Here is a 17,378-nt window from a genome sequence, read left to right on the forward strand (position 1 = left end):
GACGTGGCTACTTACACCCAGTCCGCACCTGTGGAGACCCTCGAGGCTCCCGTAGTTCCTAAGTCCAAGGGACGCATCGTCGTCAACTGGATCACCTCTACCGACCACAAGACCATCGGGTACATGTACCTGATCGCGTCCTTTGTGTTCTTCTGCTTCGGCGGCGTCATGGCGCTGCTGATCCGTGCCGAGCTGTTCGAGCCCGGCATGCAGATCCTGCAGACCAAAGAGCAGTACAACCAGATGTTCACGATGCACGGCACCGTGATGCTGCTGATGTTCGCTACGCCGCTTTTCGCGGGCTTCACGAACGTGATCATGCCCCTGCAGATCGGCGCTCCCGATGTCGCCTTCCCGCGGCTGAACGCACTGGCCTTCTGGTTCTTCCTGTTCGGCTCCACCATCGCCGTCTCAGGCTTCATTACCCCCCAGGGCGCTGCCTCCTTCGGCTGGTTCGCGTACGCACCGTTGTCCAACACCACCTTCAGCCCCGGCGTCGGCGGTGACCTGTGGGTCTTCGGCCTGGCGCTGTCCGGCTTCGGCACCATCCTTGGTGCGGTCAACTTCATCACCACCATCATCTGCATGCGCGCCCCGGGCATGACCATGTGGCGCATGCCCATCTTCACTTGGAACGCGCTCATCACGTCCATCCTGGTACTGATGGCATTCCCGCCGCTGGCTGCAGCGCTCTTCGCCCTCGGCGCGGACCGCCGCTTCGGAGCCCACATCTTCGACCCGGAGAACGGCGGCGCAGTCCTCTGGCAGCACCTGTTCTGGTTCTTCGGCCACCCCGAGGTCTACATCATCGCGCTGCCGTTCTTCGGCATCGTCTCGGAGATCTTCCCGGTCTTCAGCCGCAAGCCGATCTTCGGCTACAAGGGCCTGGTCTACGCCACCATCGCCATCGCCGCCCTGTCCGTGACCGTGTGGGCCCACCACATGTACGTCACAGGTTCTGTGCTGCTGCCGTTCTTCGCGTTTATGACCATGCTGATCGCGGTGCCCACCGGCGTGAAGTTCTTCAACTGGATCGGCACCATGTGGCGGGGGTCGCTGACCTTCGAAACCCCGATGCTGTGGAGCATCGGCTTCTTGGTGACGTTCCTCTTCGGCGGCCTGACCGGCATCATCCTGGCCTCCCCGCCGCTGGACTTCCACGTCTCGGACTCCTACTTTGTGGTGGCGCACTTCCACTACGTGGTGTTCGGCACCGTGGTGTTCGCGATGTTTGCCGGCTTCTACTTCTGGTGGCCGAAGTGGACGGGCAAGATGCTCAACGAGCGCCTTGGCAAGATCCACTTCTGGCTCCTGTTCCTGGGCTTCCACGGAACGTTCCTCATCCAGCACTGGCTTGGTGTTGAGGGCATGCCCCGCCGTTACGCGGACTACCTGGTGGAGGACAACTTCACCTGGATGAACCAGTTCTCCACCATCGCTTCGTTTGTTCTCGGCGCATCACTGATCCCGTTCTTCTGGAACGTGTACATCACGTGGCGCAGCACCGAGCGCGTAGAAGTGGATGACCCGTGGGGCTTCGGCGCCTCGCTGGAATGGGCTACATCCTGCCCGCCGCCGCGCCACAACTTCACCTCGCTGCCCCGGATCCGTTCAGAGCGTCCCGCACTGGACCTGCACCACCCGGAGCTTTCACAGGTACACACCGTTGAGTCGCCGTCTGCCGCAGCGGCAGTGCTCGGTAACGCTGACCAGAAGGACACCGCCAAGTGAAAATCGAAGCATGGATCTTTGGAGCCGGAGTCTTTTTCTTCGTACCGGTCGCACTGGTTTATGGGTTCCTGACGGACTGGAACGAGCCCGTCGGCCTGCTGGGCGTGCTGCTCATTGCCGGTCTGTCGGGCATGATCGGCGGCTACCTCGGTTTCACCGCCAAGCGGGTCGGGCCGCGTCCTGAAGACCGCAACGACGCCGAGATCCACGAAGGTGCCGGCGAACAGGGGCACTTCAGCCCGTGGAGCTGGTGGCCGCTGGTGCTTGGCCTTGCCGCCGCAGGTGGCTTCCTCGGCCTGGCAGTCGGTTGGTGGATTGTCTTCATCGCCGCCGGTCTCGCCCTGGTTGCCCTCGTGGGCTGGGTCTTCGAGTACAGCCGTGGCGACCACGCACACTAGGACTGCCTAGCGCGTTTCCTGGATTTACCGCATAAAAGACGTTGGGCCCCACCTCCGGGTGGGGCCCAACGTCTTTCTGTTTACCGGGTCAAGGCAACGATGCCGCGCCTTGATGTGGCCCCGCCCGATCGCCCCGGCAGGAGGGCCTAGGCGGCCCCCTGCGACTCGAGAAGCGATCCGAGCATCTCCAGGACCTCAGCGGCCGCCGAATCTCCTGAAGGACCCTCCAGGCCGTTCTCCGCGACGGAGAGCTCGACCTCGCATCCGAACGGGAAATCAGCCGTCATGACTTCCAGGAGCGACCGCGCATCCACCGCCTGGATCCCTGCCTTCCGGATTGTGACAGCGAGGCCGGTGGCTGTTACCGCCCGGACGAATTCCGCCGCCGGGCGGGCATGCAAGCCTATCGAAGCCGAAACCACGGCCTTGTGCACTGGCAAAGGGTCTCCTCTATCCGGACGGCCCCCACCGTCAGTTGCTGAAATTTCCAATCCAATATAGCTGTCACGTCGTCCCTCCCGCTAAACACAGGACCGATGCGCCGGTTCGCGGCTGGTCTAGACCTGCCGCTCGTTGACTTAAGATTGGAGGGTGAAGTACTCAGCAGGGAACATGCTCCGTGGCCGCTAGCGCCGACGGCATCCGTGGCGAGATTGACCGCGGCAGCGGCGTCGCCATCTACATTCAGCTCCGGGAGATCCTGCGGGCCTATATCAGTGAATCCTGTCCACCGGGATCGGCCCTGCCCTCCGAGCGTGATCTCGCCGTCCGGTTCGGACTGGCGCGCATGACAGTCCGGCAGGCCATTGATGCCCTCGTCGGTGAGGAAGTCATTGAACGCGTCGTTGGCCTGGGCACGTTCGTCCGGAAGCCCAAACTGGACCTTCAGGTCAAGCTGACGTCCTATAGCGAGGAGATGCAGCGCCGCGGGATGGTCCCGGCTGCCAAGGTCCTGAGTTTCGAACAGATCGGCGCCAGCGCATTCCTGGCACGTGAACTTCAGGTGGAGGAGGGCACGCCGCTGGTCCGGTTCCGGCGGTTGTTGCTGGCCGACGGTGAGCCCATGAGCGTGGACGAGAACTTCATCCCGGCGCAGCGCGTACCCGGGTTGCTGGACGGCGAACCGCCCACCTCCCTCTACAACGTGCTCAGCGAGCAGTTCGGCCTGGTGATGGAGTGGGGGGAGGACATGATCGAAGCCACTGCCGCATCGCCGTCCACCGCGCGCCTGCTGAACGTTGACGTGGGAACACCCTTATTGAAGATCCAGCGGCACGCCTTTGTGGCGAGGGCCATGGTGGACTACTCGGTTTCCTACTACCGCGCGGACCGCTACAAACTGTGGGTTCCGCTCCAGCGGCCCGGAGCGCGCACGGCAAGGAACCATTCCTCCGGATACCGCAGCTCCTGACTGCAACGCAAAATGCCCGGTCCAATGGACCGGGCATTTTGCGTTGGAACCGAGAGCTGCTGCTAGTGGCTGAGGCTCTTGGTTTCCTCTGCCGCTGCTACGGCCGGAGCGTGGTGGCCGTGAGCGGCTTCCAGTTCGGCGGGCGTAGCAGGTGCAACGCGGTCCTCGAAGAACCACTTGGACAGGAAGGCGCGACGCTTTTCCTTGCTGGTGACGACCCCGTGCTCGTTGGGAACCGCCGGCAACGGAGCGGGGGACTCGAAGCCCACCAGCTTGTAGCGCTTGTACTCATCAAGGGGTGCGTGTACCTCGATGAACTCGCCGTGGGGGAGGCGCACGATGCGGCCGGTTTCGCGGCCATGAAGTGCGATCTCCCGGTCCTTGCGCTGGAGAGCCAGTGCAACACGCTTGGTGACGATGAACGCGATGATCGGGCCGATGAAGAACAGGGCCCGGAGCCAGTACGTCACATCGTTCAGGGAGACGTGGAAGTGCGTGGCAATGAGGTCAGAACCAGCAGCAGCCCACATCACGCTGTACCAGACGAAGCCGGCCACACCGATAGCAGTCCGGGTGGGCGCGTTCCGCGGACGGTCCAGGACGTGGTGCTCGCGGTTGTCCTTGGTGATCCAGCTTTCGATCCACGGGTACATAAACATCACGGTGAAGAGGATTCCTGCCGGCACGAGGGCCGGGAGGAGGACGTTCAGCGTAAGGGTGTACCCGAAGATGACGTACTCGAAGCCGAAGTCCCCGATGACACCGGGCATCAGACGGAGCGCGCCGTCAACGAAGCCGATGTACCAGTCGGGCTGGGTACCGGCAGAGACGGGGGAAGGATCGTACGGGCCGTAGTTCCAGATCGGGTTGATCGTGAAGAAGGCCGCCATGAGGGCGATCACACCGAAGACGATGAAGAAGAAGCCGCCAGCCTTCGCCGCGTATACCGGGCCCAGGGGGTAGCCGACGACGTTTCCGTCGTTGCGGCCCGGGCCGGGGTACTGGGTGTGCTTGTGCACAACCACCATAAAGAGGTGGAGGACGATCATCAGGAGGATCAGGGCGGGCACGAGCAGGATGTGGAGCATGTACAGGCGGCCAATGACTGCGGTGCCCGGGAACTCGCCGCCGAAGAGGAAGAACGAGATGTACGTGCCGACCACGGGAATGGCCTTGATGACACCATCGATGATGCGCAGGCCGTTGCCGGAGAGCAGGTCATCGGGGAGCGAGTAACCGGTGAAGCCGGCTGCCATGGCCAGGATCAGGAGGACGCTGCCAACAACCCAGTTCATTTCACGCGGTTTGCGGAAGGCTCCGGTGAAGAAGACACGCAGCATGTGCACAGCGATGGAGGCCACGAACAACAGGGCGGACCAGTGGTGTACCTGGCGCATGAACAGGCCGCCGCGGATGTCAAAGGAGATGTTCAGCGAGGAGCTGTAAGCTACCGACATTTCCACGTTCTTCAACGGCACGTAGGAACCCGTGTAGTGGGTTTCAGCCATTGACGGATCAAACCAGAAGGTCAGGAACGTGCCTGACAGCAGCAGGATGACGAAGGAGTAGAGCGCCACTTCACCGAACATAAACGACCAGTGGTCGGGGAAGACTTTGCGCCCAAACTCGCGGAGGATTCCGGAACCGCCAACCCGGGCGTCAACAAAATCAGTGATGCGTCCGGTCTTGGTCTTGGCTACGAAGGCGGGGGCTTCAGCTGTTGATGCTGCGCTCATGCTCATCACGCTCCCAGTAACTCGGTCCTACAGGTTCTTTGAAGTCGCTGGTTGCGACCAGGTAGCCCTCGTTGTCCACCGCGATAGGCAGCTGGGGGAGGGGCCGGCTGGCCGGGCCAAAGATCACTTTGCACTCTTGTGTGAGGTCAAAGGTGGACTGGTGGCACGGGCACAGCAGGTGGTGCGTCTGCTGCTCATAAAGGGCAACAGGGCAACCGACGTGGGTGCAGATCTTGGAGTAGGCAACAATGCCGTTGTAGCTCCAGTCCTCGCGGCCCGCTGAAGGCTTCAGGGACGCAGGATCAAGACGCATGAGGAGCACAACAGCCTTGGCCTTTTCGTTGAGCTTGCCTTCGTGCAGCTCGTTCAGACCTTCGGGAATGACGTGGAAGGCGGATCCCAGGGTGACATCGGAGGCCTTGATGGGCGTGCCGTCAGGGTCCCGGGTGAGCCGCTTGAGCTTGCCTTCCTGGGGAGCCCACATGGTGTGGGCCAGTTTCTTGTCCGGGCGGGGCCCAAGGTCACCGAAAACCGCGATGGCGGGCAAGGGTGCCAGGGCAACGGCGCCAAGCAGCGTGTTGCGGATGAGCGGGCGGCGCTTGATGCCGGTCTCTTCCACAATGTCGTCAACGATGCGTACTGCCGCCTGGCGGTCCTCTTCGGTGCGGATTGCGTGGCGCTCTTCCGACACTTCGTGGTCTGGCATCAGGGCCTTGGCCCAGTGCACAATGCCAGTGCCGATGCCGAGCATGGCAAACGCCGTGCCCAGTCCCAGGAGGGCGTTCTGCAGGCGGATCGAGTCAATGCCTGCACCCGACCCTTCGCCCAGATCGATGGCGAAGTACGCCACCAGGAAGATCAGGGTGCCAACAACGGAGACGCCGAAAAGTACAGCCACCTGCCGTTCTGCCCGTTTGGCGGCCTTCGGGTCCGTGTCAGCCAGGCGCAAACGATGCGGGGGAAGTCCAGGATCCTGGAATTTCTCCACCTCATTCTGACCAGCCGTAGCTACGGTGCCCGAGTGGTTCGGACTGCCGTCACTATGGTTGCCCATAATTCGCCTCATCCTTCTCTCGTCCCGGCGACTGCCGGGTTAGTTTTCAATTTCAAAACTGCTGACTGGGCAGCAGAAGTTCTTAGGGATCCCGTTGTCCTAGGACGTTCGGGATGTCAGCCAGATCGTGAAGGCGATGATGACGCCAAGCCCTGCGATCCAGACGAAGAGGCCTTCAGCGACCGGCCCAAGCGAGCCCAGGTCCGCGCCGCCGGGTGAACCGTTGGCTTCGATCTGCTTCAGGAAGGTGATGATGTCGCGCTTGCCTTCGGGAGTTACGTTCGCGTCACTGAAGACGGGCATGTTCTGCGGTCCCGTTACCATGGCTTCGTAGATGTGCTTGCCGGACACGTCGGCGAGGGCAGGAGCGAACTTGCCCCGGGTCAACGCACCGCCGGCGGCAGCAGCGTTGTGGCACATGGCGCAGTTCACGCGGAAGAGCTCGCCGCCCACGGCAGCATCACCCTTCTCGTCCAACAGGCCTTCTTCAGGAATTGCCGGGCCTGCTCCCAGGGAAGCGACATAACCTGAAAGCTGGTGGGTCTGCTCATCGTTGAACTGGGCCGGCTTCTTGTAGGCCTGGGGGCCGTTCATCTGCATGGGCATGCGGCCGGTTCCAACCTGGAAGTCAACTGCCGCGGCACCAACACCCACCAGCGACGGCCCGTCCTGCGTGCCGCCGGCGCCCATTCCGTGGCAAGTAGCGCAGTTGGCTTCAAAGAGCTTTTCGCCCTCGGCGGTGTCACTTGCGCTGAAGCTGGTGGTTGACGCCTTGGCCTCGTTGACCGTGGTGGCAACGGCATAGAGCCCACCAGTGACGAGTAGTCCCATCAGGAGCAGCGCTATGACTGCGAGTGGGTGACGCCGCTTTTGCGAGAGAGCCTTCACGTGGTGGTTCCTTTATTCGATCCTGCGCCGGCTCCGTGAGCCGCTTCTTGAAATTCTGCCTCTTGTAGAAAAGGAATCAAAGCTTGACTACATCAGCACGTAGATGACCAGGAAGAGGCCAATCCAGACAACGTCGACAAAGTGCCAGTAGTACGAGGTCACGATTGCCGAGGTGGCTTCAAAGTGGCCAAACTTCTTCGCTGCGAACGAGCGTCCGATGATGAAGAGGAAGGCTACGAGGCCGCCGATAACGTGCAGGCCGTGGAAGCCTGTGGTGATGTAGAAGGCCGAGCCATAGGCGTTTGATGAGAGCGAGACGTGCTCTGACACCAGCATGGCGTATTCCGTGGTCTGGCCTGCGACGAAGAATGCCCCCATGATGAAAGTCAGGGTGAACCATTCGTTCATGCCCCAGCGGGAGAACTGGAAGAGTCCGCCCGTCTTGCGGGGCTGCAGCCGTTCGGCGGCGAAGACGCCCATCTGGCAAGTAAACGAACTTGCCACAAGGACGATGGTGTTAACGAGCGCAAAGGGGAAGTTGAGCTTGGCTGTCTCTTCGGCCCACATCTCGCCGCTCGTGGAGCGGAGCGTGAAGTACATGGCAAAGAGACCGGCGAAGAACATCAACTCACTGGACAGCCAGACTACGGTTCCAACAGAAACCATATTGGGGCGGTTCAGCGTGGGGTGCGCCGGGGTACTGGGGGCATGGGTCGCAGATGTCACATAGACATTATGTCTATAAAACTCCGTAGTTCCCAACGCGAACCGCCTTTTCGGGGGACTTTTTCTACAAAGACGCGAAATCACTGCGAAAAGTTCCCGGGGACGTTCACATTGGTCAGGGCTTGGGTGGCTCGATAGCATCAGGAGGTGACTTCTCAGGCAACCGCGCCGGCGGCCGGCAACACGTGGCCCCGGCTTATTTCAGCGCTCATCAACGGCACGGATCTCACGGCGGACAGCACCGCGTGGGCGATGGACAGGATTATGTCCGGGGAGGCGACGCCGGCCCAGATAGCCGGGTTCCTCGTGGCCCTCAGTTCCAAGGGTGAGACCGTCAACGAAATCTCGGGGCTGGTGGAAGCGATGCTGCGGCACGCCACACCCATCAGCATTCCCGGCGAGAAACTCGACATCGTGGGCACGGGTGGTGATCAGCTCAACACCATCAATATCTCCACCATGGCCGCGCTGGTGGCTGCCGGCGCCGGAGCGAAGGTGGTGAAGCACGGGAACCGGGCGGCGTCGTCGTCGTCGGGGTCTGCCGATGTGCTTGAGGCGCTGGGTGTCCGGCTGGATCTCCCGGTGGAGCAGGTTGCCAGGAACGCGGGGGAGGCCGGTATCACGTTCTGCTTCGCGCAGGTGTTCCACCCGTCCTTCCGCCACACGGCCGTTCCCCGTAAGGAACTGGCCATTCCCACGGCGTTCAACTTCTTGGGCCCGCTGACCAACCCGGCGTTGGTGCAGGCATCAGCAGTAGGCGTGGCCAATGCACGGATGGCTCCGCTTGTTGCCGGCGTCCTGGCGCAGCGGGGGAGCCGCGGCCTCGTCTTCCGCGGGAACGACGGGCTCGACGAACTGACCACAACGGGACCATCCACCGTTTGGGAGATCCGCGGCGGCACCGTCACCGAGCTGGACTTTTCCCCGGCCGAGCTCGGCATCCGTCCCGCAACTGTGGAGGAACTCCGTGGCGGGGACGCCAAAGCGAACGCCGCCGTCGTGCGTGATGTCCTTGCCGGTAAGACCGGAGCCGCCCGCGACGCCGTACTGCTCAATGCGGCCGCCGGACTGGTCGCCTTCGATGCGACGGCGGAGGGCCCGTTCCTCGAGCGTATGCGCGCGGCCCTGGGCCGGGCCGCCGAGTCGATCGACTCCGGTGCTGCGGCAGCGGTCCTGGATAAGTGGGTGGCCCTGACCCGGCCGTGACTTATCGCACTGAAGGAAAATGGCGGGCCCGGCTGATCAGCCGGGCCCGCCATTTTCCTTCAGCGCGTGCTACTGCTCGAAACCCAGTGCAAAGGCTGCATCGAGATCGTGCTGGGAGTACGCGCGGAAGGCGATGTGGGTGGTGGTGTGGACAACGGCGGGAACCTTGGAGAGTTTGTCGGCAATGACGTCCGCCAGGTCCTCGTGCCGTGCTACCCGGGCAACGGCGATCAGGTCCCACTCCCCGGTCACGGAGTAGACCTCGCTGATACCCGGAATCGCGGAAATTTCCTCAGCGGTTTCCGGGATGCGTGCGGCGTCGGTCTTGATCAGAACGAATGCGGTGATCACTTTTCAATCCTTCCGGATCAGTTGGCCGTAGCTGTGCCCGGCAAAACCCAATGGTGATGTCAGCCTATTACATGACCACCAAGGGCCAGGCCCGGGCCCCGGTGGTGCCCGGTCAGGACTTCCGGAGCCTGCCCGCCAGAGCGATGAGTGCCCGGTAACCCAGCAGCCCCAGGCCAAGGCTAAGAAGGGCCACAATGACGAAGGGAAGCACCACTGTCTGGCCGGTCAGGGCGCGCAGAGCCATGCCGACGACAACCGCTCCGAGCCAGATGGCGACGCCGGATTTTATGGACAGCGGCCGCCGCCATGCCCGGGCGGCCAGCCACGCAAGGGCGGCACCGGCGAGGAACGGCCAAGCCGTGAGGAAGACTCCGGCGAGGACGTCGGAGCGCTGGTGCGTGTCACGGCCGATTGCGGCGAAGACCAGAATCAGGACGGCATCGGCCAGAGCCGACGCCGTAATCGTTCGCGTGCCGGCGGAAGTGGAGTGCTCATGCGTCGGGAAAGTCATGGTTTCGAGCCTAGCGCGGGCTCCCCGCAACGAACGACGGGGGAGCGGGCTGGGCCGGCCAGGGCCGTAATGCTCTGCCGCGGTGTTTCTCAGGAGCTTTCTTCGACCCGCCGAACCAGCCAGGAGGCCTCCCACCGGACCTTGTACTGTTCATCGGCAGTCCACTCAACCAAAACGTGCGTGACGGTGTAGGCGATGGCATGTCCAAGGATGGAGCGGACTTTGACCGGAGCCGGTCTGAGCATGATCACAGGCCTCCCCGGGGCTTCCTTCAGCGCCTGCTCCCGGGCCTGGGGAATTACCGAGGGGGAGAAGGCGGGGGAAATGAGGGATTGCAGCATATGACGTCCTAAGAGTCAGAACTGAACAATGCCGTCTTCTCCAAGGTGGCGGAAGGATCGACACTGATCTGCCCGGTGATGCATGGAAAGCTGACGTACCCCAGCGTGCCGCCATGAAAAGACCTTAGGAGCCGTGCACCCGTCCCTGCATGCGTAGGACGTACTCGAGTTTTCCGGACGGGCTACTTGCCCGTGGTGTGTCTGGCCACGCCCCGGGTTGATGCATCGCCGGTCCGGGTTAGCGGGGCGTGAGCGGGGGAGAGGCCGGCCGTCCCTTTCCGGCTCCCAGACCGTCCAGCATTTCAGTCAGCGACTCAAGTGATGTTCGTTGTGCCGTCCAGCCGAGGACCGCGTGCGCACGTGTTGTGTCCATGATGGGCGCGCCGGCGGCCATGTCGATCCACCCGCCGTCGGTCGCCTGCAGCCGCAGGCGCCAACTCATTTCGACGGCGGCGCGCAGCACCGGGAGCGGCAGCGGCAGCAGCCGGCGGGTCTTCAGGAGCCAACCGAGTACATTCGGATCAAGGACGGGTTCGGCCGCGATGTTGAAGGCACCCGGCGACCGCCGCTCCAGGACGCGCCAATAGGCGTCTGCGACGTCGTCGGCGTGCACTGCCTGGAAAACCAGCTCCTTCGGAACGGGCAAAAAGGGCAGCCGGGGTTCACGGGGCACGAGCCTCGCTAAGACCTTGCCGAGGAAGTACCTTCCCACCTCGCTGCCCGCCTCGGCGCTGAACGTTAATGCAGGTCGGAGCCGTGCCACAACGACGTGGGGGTTTTCCTTGGCAAAGCCGTCGAGGAGCCGCTCCTGGGCCGCTTTGTCCACACTGTAATGGGACCGCCGAATGCCGTCTGTCGGCCACTCCTCGTCGATTCGAGGGTCTTTGGGAGCCGGCGAGTAGGCGCCCACTGACGAAGCGCACACGATATGGCCCACGCCGGCCGTACGGGCCGCATTGAGAACGTGGGCCGTTCCCTCCACATTGGTCCGTCGAAGCAGTTCCCGGTCATGATTGGGCTGAATGAGCCAGGCCAGATGCACCACTGCGTCCGCCCCGGCGAAGGCCCTCGCCAGTGCCGGCAGGGCGCCTTGATCCCCGATATCCACGCTGTGCCACTCGATGTCGCGGTACGGTGCCGCATTCTGGTCGGGTTTCCGGCGGGCAATACCAACGATCTGCAGGTCAGCGCTCTGCTGGGAACGTGCTTCTCGAAGACGCTTCAGGAGTGCCGTGCCAACGTGGCCGGTGGCGCCCGTAACGACTATGCGCATGGTGTCCTCCTTGATATCGAGCTCTGGACCGTCAGTTGCCTTACGTCCATTGAAGACCGTGCATGGTCATTCGGGAACCTTCCGGCTGGTGACGGGCGGACGCCTTCTCCTACGTGTTGCGGCCCCGGAGATGCTGCCGGAGGCCAGGGATCGCGAAATCGACCTTTCCGTGGGCGGTGGATTCGATGAGACCCGCCGCCAACAGCCTGGAACGGTAGTTGGCGACGAGGTTTGTCCTGGCTCCGAGACGCCGGCCGATGTCTCCGGCAACAGAAGGTCCGTCGTCTTCGGCCATTGCCTGAAGGAAATCGAGGTCTTTGGGGGAGGCAGCGGCGAGGGCTGCTTCGATGACGGTGCGCCCGTTGCGGCGGTTTGCCGCCTCGATGGCGCGTTCAACTGATTCGGGGCTGAGGCTTCCCTGGTTGTTCTCCGCTTCCTTCCAGAGGAAGTAACCGACCAGTTGGATGAGGAAGGGGTACCCTCCGGTGGCCTCCGCTGAGCGGCGGACGAGGCCGGGGGAGACGTCGAAGCCTGCCTCGGCGAAGGTGCTGGCGAAGGACTCCTCCACTTCCCGGACGGCTGCGGCGTGGAGATCGATTTTGTCGGCCCTGCGGAGAAAAGTTGCCACTCCTTCGTTGAGCAGGTCGGAAACGGCAGCGGGCAGCCCGGCGAAGACCAGGCCGATGGGCAGCCTGTCCTGGATGAAGTGCTGGACGCTGGCAGCCAGCTGGGCGAGTTCGCTGCGGTCGGCAGCATGGATCTCATCCACCGTAATGACCAGTCCGTTGCCGCGTTCGTCCAGTAGCCTCAGCAGGCCTTCGCCCAACGTCCGCCACGCTACCTGGCGTTCGGGCGGGAGTCGGGTGGTGATGCTGAAGCCGGCGGCGGCGATCGCAGTGATCCGTCGGTTGGCCGGGCCGGTGCCCAGCTCCTCAGCGAGCTGACGCATGGACTCACCGATGCGGCCCATGAAGCCTGCGGTGGCGGTCTCGGAGACCACTGCCCAGCCCTTTTCGCGGGCGATGTCGTGTGCGGCGCCGATCATAACTGTCTTGCCGATGCCGCGGGCACCGGTAAAGATGGTCAGCAAGCCAGGGGCGCCGGAGCCTAGCCGGAGCCCATACTCGAACTCATCCAGCACGCCGGCCCGGCCGAGGATTTCCGGCGGCGTTGCTCCGGCCGAGGGACGAAACGGGTTTTCCATTGATTGCGGCTCCTGTGAGTGCTTGTGTGCCTTGTGAGTTTGCAGCGCTGTGAGTTTATATGAGTTTTGTGTGTTTGATGCCTTCGGGTTGTCAGCCCGGCTGCTGTCCGGGCCGTGGGGGACATCGGCGGGAGAGGATCCGCCAGTGCCTAAATAAGCATTACTTGACATAATGTAGATTATCGGCGTTTTTCCACGGTGCCCGAAAGGGGCCTGGGAAGGCGTTCGCGGCCCTCCCGCCATTGTCATATTCCCGGTGCTCGCCAAGAATGAACCAATGACGGTCTACGTGCGTTCACTGGAAACTGCTGTCCCGCCCACTGTGCTGATCCAGGCCGAAGCGCGGGACGTCTTCGCAGCTCAGCCCGGGCTGACCAGGCTGGGCTCACGCCTGGTGAACACGTGTTTCGATTCGGCCGCCATTGACACCCGGCACACCGCTGTGGACGAAATGACAATGGCCTTCCGCGCGGACGATCCCCAGTTCTTTGACCCCGCCACAGGCCTCCTCCTGAACCCGTCAACCAAGGCGCGGAACGAGATCTTCGCCGAGCAGGCCACCAAGCTGTTCATCGAGTCCGCGCGGGCTGCTGTGGACGCCTGCCCGGACTTAACGTTGCTTGACATAAGTCATGTCATCACCGTTTCCTGCACCGGATTCTTCAACCCGGGTCCCGATTACAAGATCGTCCGGGCGCTGGGCCTTGACCCTGCCGTGCAGCGTTACCACCTCGGTTTTATGGGGTGCTACGCCGCCTTCCCGGCGCTGCGGGCCGCCAAATCGTTCTGTGAGGCAGATCCGCAAGCTGTTGTGCTGGTTGTCTGCGCCGAGCTGTGCTCCCTGCACGTCCGGACCTCCAACGATCCGGACACCATCATGGGATCCGCACTGTTTGCCGACGGCGCCGCCGCTGCAATCGTCACTGCGCGGACGGATGCAGATGCACCGGCGCTGCTCCAGCTGGACCACTTCGAGACCGTGCTGACTCCGGTGGGCGAAGAATCCATGGCGTGGAACATCGGCGATCACGGCTTCGAGATGATCCTGGGCAACTACGTGCCGCACATCATCGATGACCACATCATCGGCGCCCTCGAGCCGCTCCTGTCCCGCGACCGGTCCCTGCTCGGACTCCCCTACCGCGACATCCGCCACTGGGCCATACACCCCGGCGGCCGGAGCATCCTGGACAAGGTCCAGTCGCGGCTCGAACTCACCGACGAGCAGCTGATACCCGCACGGGAAACGCTGCGGAGGTACGGCAACATGAGCAGTGCCACCGTGCTGTTCGTCCTCAAGCACATCCTGGACCAGCCGCCCGTGGACGGCGACGAACGCATCTGCTCCATGGCGTTCGGTCCAGGGCTCACCGTGGAAACCGGGCTCTTCACCAAACTCCGCCAATCCGCCGGGGCCGTCCCCGGCGTTGCCCCGGGAAGCACCCGTTCCGCTGAACAGCTCCCGGACCGGGCGGCGGCAGCCTCCCGGGCCTGATTCCGTGGTGCTGATGCCCGTGCGGGATGCAGCCGCTGTGGAACTGATGGACGCGCCGGACTGCGATCCGCTGAAGCTGGAACGAACCTACCGGCAGTTCGGCCTGGTCAACAGGCTGTTTTCCGGCTGGCGGCTGCTATATGTCCAGGAGCTGCGCCCCCTGCTCTCCCCCCGGACCGTCACCACTGTCCTGGACATCGGCAGCGGCGGCGGCGACCTCGCACTATTGCTCGCGCAGTGGTCGCGCCGGGACAGGCTGCTGCTCCAGGTCACCGGCGCGGACCCGGACGCCAGGGCCTGCAGCTTCGCAGCCCGCCGTCCCCACCACCCGCGCGTCAGTTTCTTTCAGGCGGACAGCAGCGACCTGGTCCGCGAAGGGCGGCAGTTCGACGTCGTGATTTCCAACCATGTCATCCATCACCTGCAACCAGGAGACCTGGCCCGACTCCTGGCCGACTCGCAGGCCCTGGCCCGGCAGCTATGCCTCCATAACGACCTCCGCCGAAGCGCGGCTGCCTACGGCCTGTTCTCCCTGGCCGCCCTGCCGTTTCGTGGATCGTTCATCCGCGCCGACGGCCTGGTTTCCATCCGGCGCAGCTACACCCCTGCCGAACTTGCCGCCGCCGCTCCCCCGGGCTGGCTGGTCCGCCGCCACCCGCCGTTCCACCATGTCCTCGTCCACCGCCCGGTGCACTCCCGTGGATGACGTGGTGATCTGTGGCGGCGGACCCGTGGGCCTCTATCTTGCCGCGTTGCTCCTCCAGCAAGGCGTGAAGGTCCGGGTCCTTGAACAGCGGCCCAGGCGTGAGGATCATTCAAGGGCCATCGGCATTCACCCCCCGGCCCTGGCAGCCCTGGACGGCGTGGGCGTGGCACGGGACATGGTGGATGCCGGCGTGCCAATCCGGCGCGGAACTGCCCTCAGCCGTGGCCGGACGGTCGGCTCCATGTCCTTCGCCACCGTTTCAGACCGCTTCCCGTTCATCCTGTCCCTCCCGCAGTCCGTGACGGAATTCCTGCTCGAACGCCGCGTGCACCAACTGGACGGTTCCGCACTGCTCCGGGGAACCCGGGTTACGGACGTAACGGACGACGGCGGTGCGGTCACCGTCGCCGTTGCCGCACCTGAGGGCGGCGGTGCGGGCAGCCGGATCACCGCACGTTTACTGGTAGCCGCTGACGGAGCCCGGTCAGTGCTCCGCAGCCGGCTCGGGATCAAGGTGCTGTCCAGGTCCTACCCCGATCACTACCTGATGGGTGATTTCGCGGCCGACGGATACCACGGCCAGGAAGCGGTGCTGTATCTCGAACGGGGAGGCATCGTGGAATCTTTTCCACTCCCGGGCGGGCAGCGGCGCTGGGTGGCACGGCTGGGCAGCCCGGCACCGAACGCGGACGCAGGCGAGCTGGCACGGCTGGTGCACGGCCGCACCGGCGTCCGGCCGGATCCTGACACCAACACCATGCTGAGTGCCTTCAGTCCCGGGTCCGCCATCGCGGCCCGCCTGGTGGCAGGACGGACCGTGCTGATCGGAGATGCTGCACATGAGATCAGCCCTATTGGCGGCCAGGGCATGAACCTCGGCTGGCTTGACGCAGCGGAGCTCGCACCGATCATCTGTGCATCCCTGGCGGGCAGGCCTGTGGGCCGGCGTCTCCGGGATTACGAGGTTGGCCGCCGCCGGGCGGCCGGTCGTGCACGCTGGCAGGCCGAGGTGAACATGTCCTTGGGGCGCCCGTTGGGGCCGCCGTTCCTGGACGCAAGGAATCTGGTCCTCGGCGCGGTGGCGGGGGCTCCGGCCGCGAACAGGCTAGTGGCCCGGCGGTTCACCATGCAGTGAACCGCAGGGAACCGCACCGGGGAGTGCCTGCAGGGCGCGGAGCCCCGCCACTTCCCGTCAGGTGTTCCGGAAGTAGCAGTCGTAGCTGTCCTGGCTGACAATCAACCCGTCGCGGACCTCGAAGACTGATGACGTCCGGGCCCGGATGGTCTCGCCGGCGTCCCAGTATTTCAGGTCCATCAGGATGGTGGCCGACCAATCGGCCTCAAGGACAACGCGGCCACCTTCGCAGGTTGTGCGACGGATCTCGAACTTCTGGTCGGCTACCACCTCGCCGCTTTGCTCGGCACCTGCAAGGACCTGTTCCAGAGTGCGCGTGGAGCCTTCGGGGGCGAGCAGGTGCGGCGCCTCGAACAGGCGGAATTCCGAGGCTAGGAAGGGCCGGAGGGCGTCTCCGCCGCCTCCGGCTTCGAGGGTGCTGACAAAATCCAGGACGCATTTCAGTGCGACGGGATCGGAGGAAATCGGTTCTGACATGGCATCGACACTAACTGACGTGGCCTGCAGCCCCGTCCTTCCGCCGTTAGGCTTTCCCCATGACTGCCGTATCGCCGCCGACACCGTTCACACCCCGGCACCTTCGGGAACGGGTCCAGGAGATGCTGGCCGCCGATGCGTTGCCACCGATCGTGCAGGCCGGGCATCCCGTGCTCCGCCAGCCTGCCGCCGCCTTTGACGGCCAGATCCCCGCCGCCGAGCTGGACCAGCTGATCGCCCTGATGCGCCGGGTGATGCACGAGGCGCCGGGCGTAGGGCTCGCCGCCCCGCAGATCGGGATTCCGCTCCAGCTCGCGGTACTCGAGGACCGGTTCGATGTCGACCCGGACGTGGCTGCCGTGCGGCACCGCACCCCGTTGGACTTCCTGGCCGTCCTCAACCCGCGCTACACGCCCGTCGGCGGGGAAACCGCTGCCTTCTTTGAAGGGTGCCTGTCGCTCAGCGGTCTGCAGGCTGTCGTGGTGCGCCACGAACGTGTGCGGCTCCAGTTTGAAACGCCCGGCGGCCTGGGCATGGAACAGGAATTCGAGGGCTGGCAGGCCCGGATCGTGCAGCACGAAACCGATCACCTGCACGGCACCCTCTACATTGACCGTGCCGAGCTGCGGTCCTTGAGCAGCAACGCTGAGTATGCCGCCAACTGGTCTGAACCCGGTATCGGCAAGGCCCGCGCTGCGTTGGGCTTCCTCCCCGACGCTTCCTGAGGGGGTCGGC

The 17,378-nt window shown here is 63.9% G+C and carries 19 protein-coding genes; 8 read left to right on the forward strand and 11 right to left on the reverse strand.

Translation table 11 applies throughout. The features are described from left to right. The first annotated feature begins 3 nt into the window (after positions 1-3). Both ctaD and GUV69_RS03260 read left to right on the forward strand, forming a co-directional pair. Positions 4-1,731 (forward strand): aa3-type cytochrome oxidase subunit I, encoded by a 1,728-nt coding sequence (gene ctaD, locus GUV69_RS03255; protein ID WP_164199679.1) that lies wholly within the window; start codon positions 4-6, stop codon positions 1,729-1,731. Then, a complete protein-coding gene (locus tag GUV69_RS03260; RefSeq protein WP_164199681.1) occupies positions 1,728-2,129 on the forward strand; it encodes a cytochrome c oxidase subunit 4 in 402 nt (133 codons plus the stop codon). Before ctaD ends, GUV69_RS03260 begins: the two co-directional genes overlap by 4 nt. Positions 2,130-2,275: 146 nt before the next feature. Here GUV69_RS03260 and GUV69_RS03265 read toward each other — a convergent pair whose 3' ends face one another. Then, positions 2,276-2,569, reverse strand: a complete 294-nt coding sequence (locus GUV69_RS03265) for an HPr family phosphocarrier protein (protein WP_164199683.1) — start codon at positions 2,567-2,569, stop codon at positions 2,276-2,278. Positions 2,570-2,748: 179 nt separating this feature from the next. Here GUV69_RS03265 and GUV69_RS03270 point away from each other — a divergent pair, with 179 nt between their 5' ends. Next, complete coding sequence (locus GUV69_RS03270) at positions 2,749-3,540, forward strand: GntR family transcriptional regulator (protein WP_164199685.1); 792 nt, start codon at positions 2,749-2,751, stop codon at positions 3,538-3,540. Positions 3,541-3,602: 62 nt separating this feature from the next. Here the strand turns inward: GUV69_RS03270 and qcrB are convergent, their stop codons facing one another. The 4 genes from qcrB to ctaE all read right to left on the reverse strand — a co-directional run bounded on the left by qcrB (position 3,603) and on the right by ctaE (position 7,944). Beyond that, a complete protein-coding gene (qcrB, locus tag GUV69_RS03275; RefSeq protein WP_164199687.1) occupies positions 3,603-5,276 on the reverse strand; it encodes a cytochrome bc1 complex cytochrome b subunit in 1,674 nt (557 codons plus the stop codon). Next, positions 5,254-6,330 (reverse strand): cytochrome bc1 complex Rieske iron-sulfur subunit, encoded by a 1,077-nt coding sequence (qcrA, locus tag GUV69_RS03280; protein WP_164199689.1) that lies wholly within the window; start codon positions 6,328-6,330, stop codon positions 5,254-5,256. Before qcrA ends, qcrB begins: the two co-directional genes overlap by 23 nt. A 99-nt stretch (positions 6,331-6,429) precedes the next feature. Further along, on the reverse strand, positions 6,430-7,218 hold the full coding sequence (qcrC, locus tag GUV69_RS03285; RefSeq protein ID WP_164199690.1) for a cytochrome bc1 complex diheme cytochrome c subunit: 789 nt from the start codon (positions 7,216-7,218) through the stop codon (positions 6,430-6,432). Between the two features lie 87 nt (positions 7,219-7,305). Next, on the reverse strand, positions 7,306-7,944 hold the full coding sequence (ctaE, locus tag GUV69_RS03290; protein ID WP_191081727.1) for an aa3-type cytochrome oxidase subunit III: 639 nt from the start codon (positions 7,942-7,944) through the stop codon (positions 7,306-7,308). Between the two features lie 147 nt (positions 7,945-8,091). Here ctaE and trpD point away from each other — a divergent pair, with 147 nt between their 5' ends. Then, a complete protein-coding gene (trpD, locus tag GUV69_RS03295) occupies positions 8,092-9,150 on the forward strand; it encodes an anthranilate phosphoribosyltransferase (RefSeq protein WP_164199692.1) in 1,059 nt (352 codons plus the stop codon). A gap of 69 nt (positions 9,151-9,219) precedes the next feature. Here trpD and GUV69_RS03300 read toward each other — a convergent pair whose 3' ends face one another. The 5 genes from GUV69_RS03300 to GUV69_RS03320 all read right to left on the reverse strand — a co-directional run bounded on the left by GUV69_RS03300 (position 9,220) and on the right by GUV69_RS03320 (position 12,830). After that, on the reverse strand, positions 9,220-9,501 hold the full coding sequence (locus tag GUV69_RS03300; RefSeq protein ID WP_056340053.1) for an Lrp/AsnC family transcriptional regulator: 282 nt from the start codon (positions 9,499-9,501) through the stop codon (positions 9,220-9,222). Between the two features lie 112 nt (positions 9,502-9,613). Continuing rightward, on the reverse strand, positions 9,614-10,012 hold the full coding sequence (locus GUV69_RS03305) for a DUF3054 domain-containing protein (RefSeq protein ID WP_164199694.1): 399 nt from the start codon (positions 10,010-10,012) through the stop codon (positions 9,614-9,616). A gap of 89 nt (positions 10,013-10,101) precedes the next feature. Next, on the reverse strand, positions 10,102-10,353 hold the full coding sequence (locus tag GUV69_RS03310) for a hypothetical protein (RefSeq protein WP_164199696.1): 252 nt from the start codon (positions 10,351-10,353) through the stop codon (positions 10,102-10,104). 238 nt (positions 10,354-10,591) lie between these two features. Next, entirely contained in the window at positions 10,592-11,626 is a 1,035-nt protein-coding gene (locus GUV69_RS03315; RefSeq protein WP_164199698.1) for an NAD-dependent epimerase/dehydratase family protein, read from the reverse strand. Positions 11,627-11,735: 109 nt separating this feature from the next. Further along, a complete protein-coding gene (locus tag GUV69_RS03320; RefSeq protein ID WP_164199700.1) occupies positions 11,736-12,830 on the reverse strand; it encodes an ATP-binding protein in 1,095 nt (364 codons plus the stop codon). Positions 12,831-13,107: 277 nt separating this feature from the next. Between GUV69_RS03320 and GUV69_RS03325 the strand changes: the two genes are divergently transcribed. The 3 genes from GUV69_RS03325 to GUV69_RS03335 are packed head-to-tail and all read left to right on the forward strand — an operon-like array spanning position 13,108 to position 16,166. Further along, positions 13,108-14,325 carry a type III polyketide synthase gene (locus GUV69_RS03325; RefSeq protein WP_164199702.1) on the forward strand — a complete coding sequence of 406 codons (1,218 nt, stop codon included), beginning with the start codon at positions 13,108-13,110 and terminating at the stop codon, positions 14,323-14,325. 13 nt (positions 14,326-14,338) lie between these two features. Further along, positions 14,339-15,031, forward strand: coding sequence for a methyltransferase domain-containing protein (locus GUV69_RS03330; RefSeq protein ID WP_164206189.1), 693 nt, complete (start codon positions 14,339-14,341; stop codon positions 15,029-15,031). Beyond that, positions 14,994-16,166 carry an FAD-dependent oxidoreductase gene (locus tag GUV69_RS03335; protein ID WP_244292600.1) on the forward strand — a complete coding sequence of 391 codons (1,173 nt, stop codon included), beginning with the start codon at positions 14,994-14,996 and terminating at the stop codon, positions 16,164-16,166. Before GUV69_RS03330 ends, GUV69_RS03335 begins: the two co-directional genes overlap by 38 nt. A gap of 57 nt (positions 16,167-16,223) precedes the next feature. On the opposite strand, the gene GUV69_RS03340 is transcribed toward GUV69_RS03335, so the two are convergent. Then, complete coding sequence (locus tag GUV69_RS03340; RefSeq protein ID WP_164199704.1) at positions 16,224-16,643, reverse strand: nuclear transport factor 2 family protein; 420 nt, start codon at positions 16,641-16,643, stop codon at positions 16,224-16,226. Positions 16,644-16,702: 59 nt separating this feature from the next. On the opposite strand from GUV69_RS03340, the gene GUV69_RS03345 reads away from it, so the two are divergent. After that, positions 16,703-17,368 carry a peptide deformylase gene (locus GUV69_RS03345; RefSeq protein WP_164199706.1) on the forward strand — a complete coding sequence of 222 codons (666 nt, stop codon included), beginning with the start codon at positions 16,703-16,705 and terminating at the stop codon, positions 17,366-17,368. The last annotated feature ends 10 nt before the right edge of the window (positions 17,369-17,378 follow it).

Origin of the sequence: [Micrococcus luteus] ATCC 49442 (genome assembly GCF_010367585.1) — a bacterium.
GTDB classification, from domain to species: Bacteria; Actinomycetota; Actinomycetes; order Actinomycetales; family Micrococcaceae; genus Arthrobacter; species Arthrobacter luteus_A.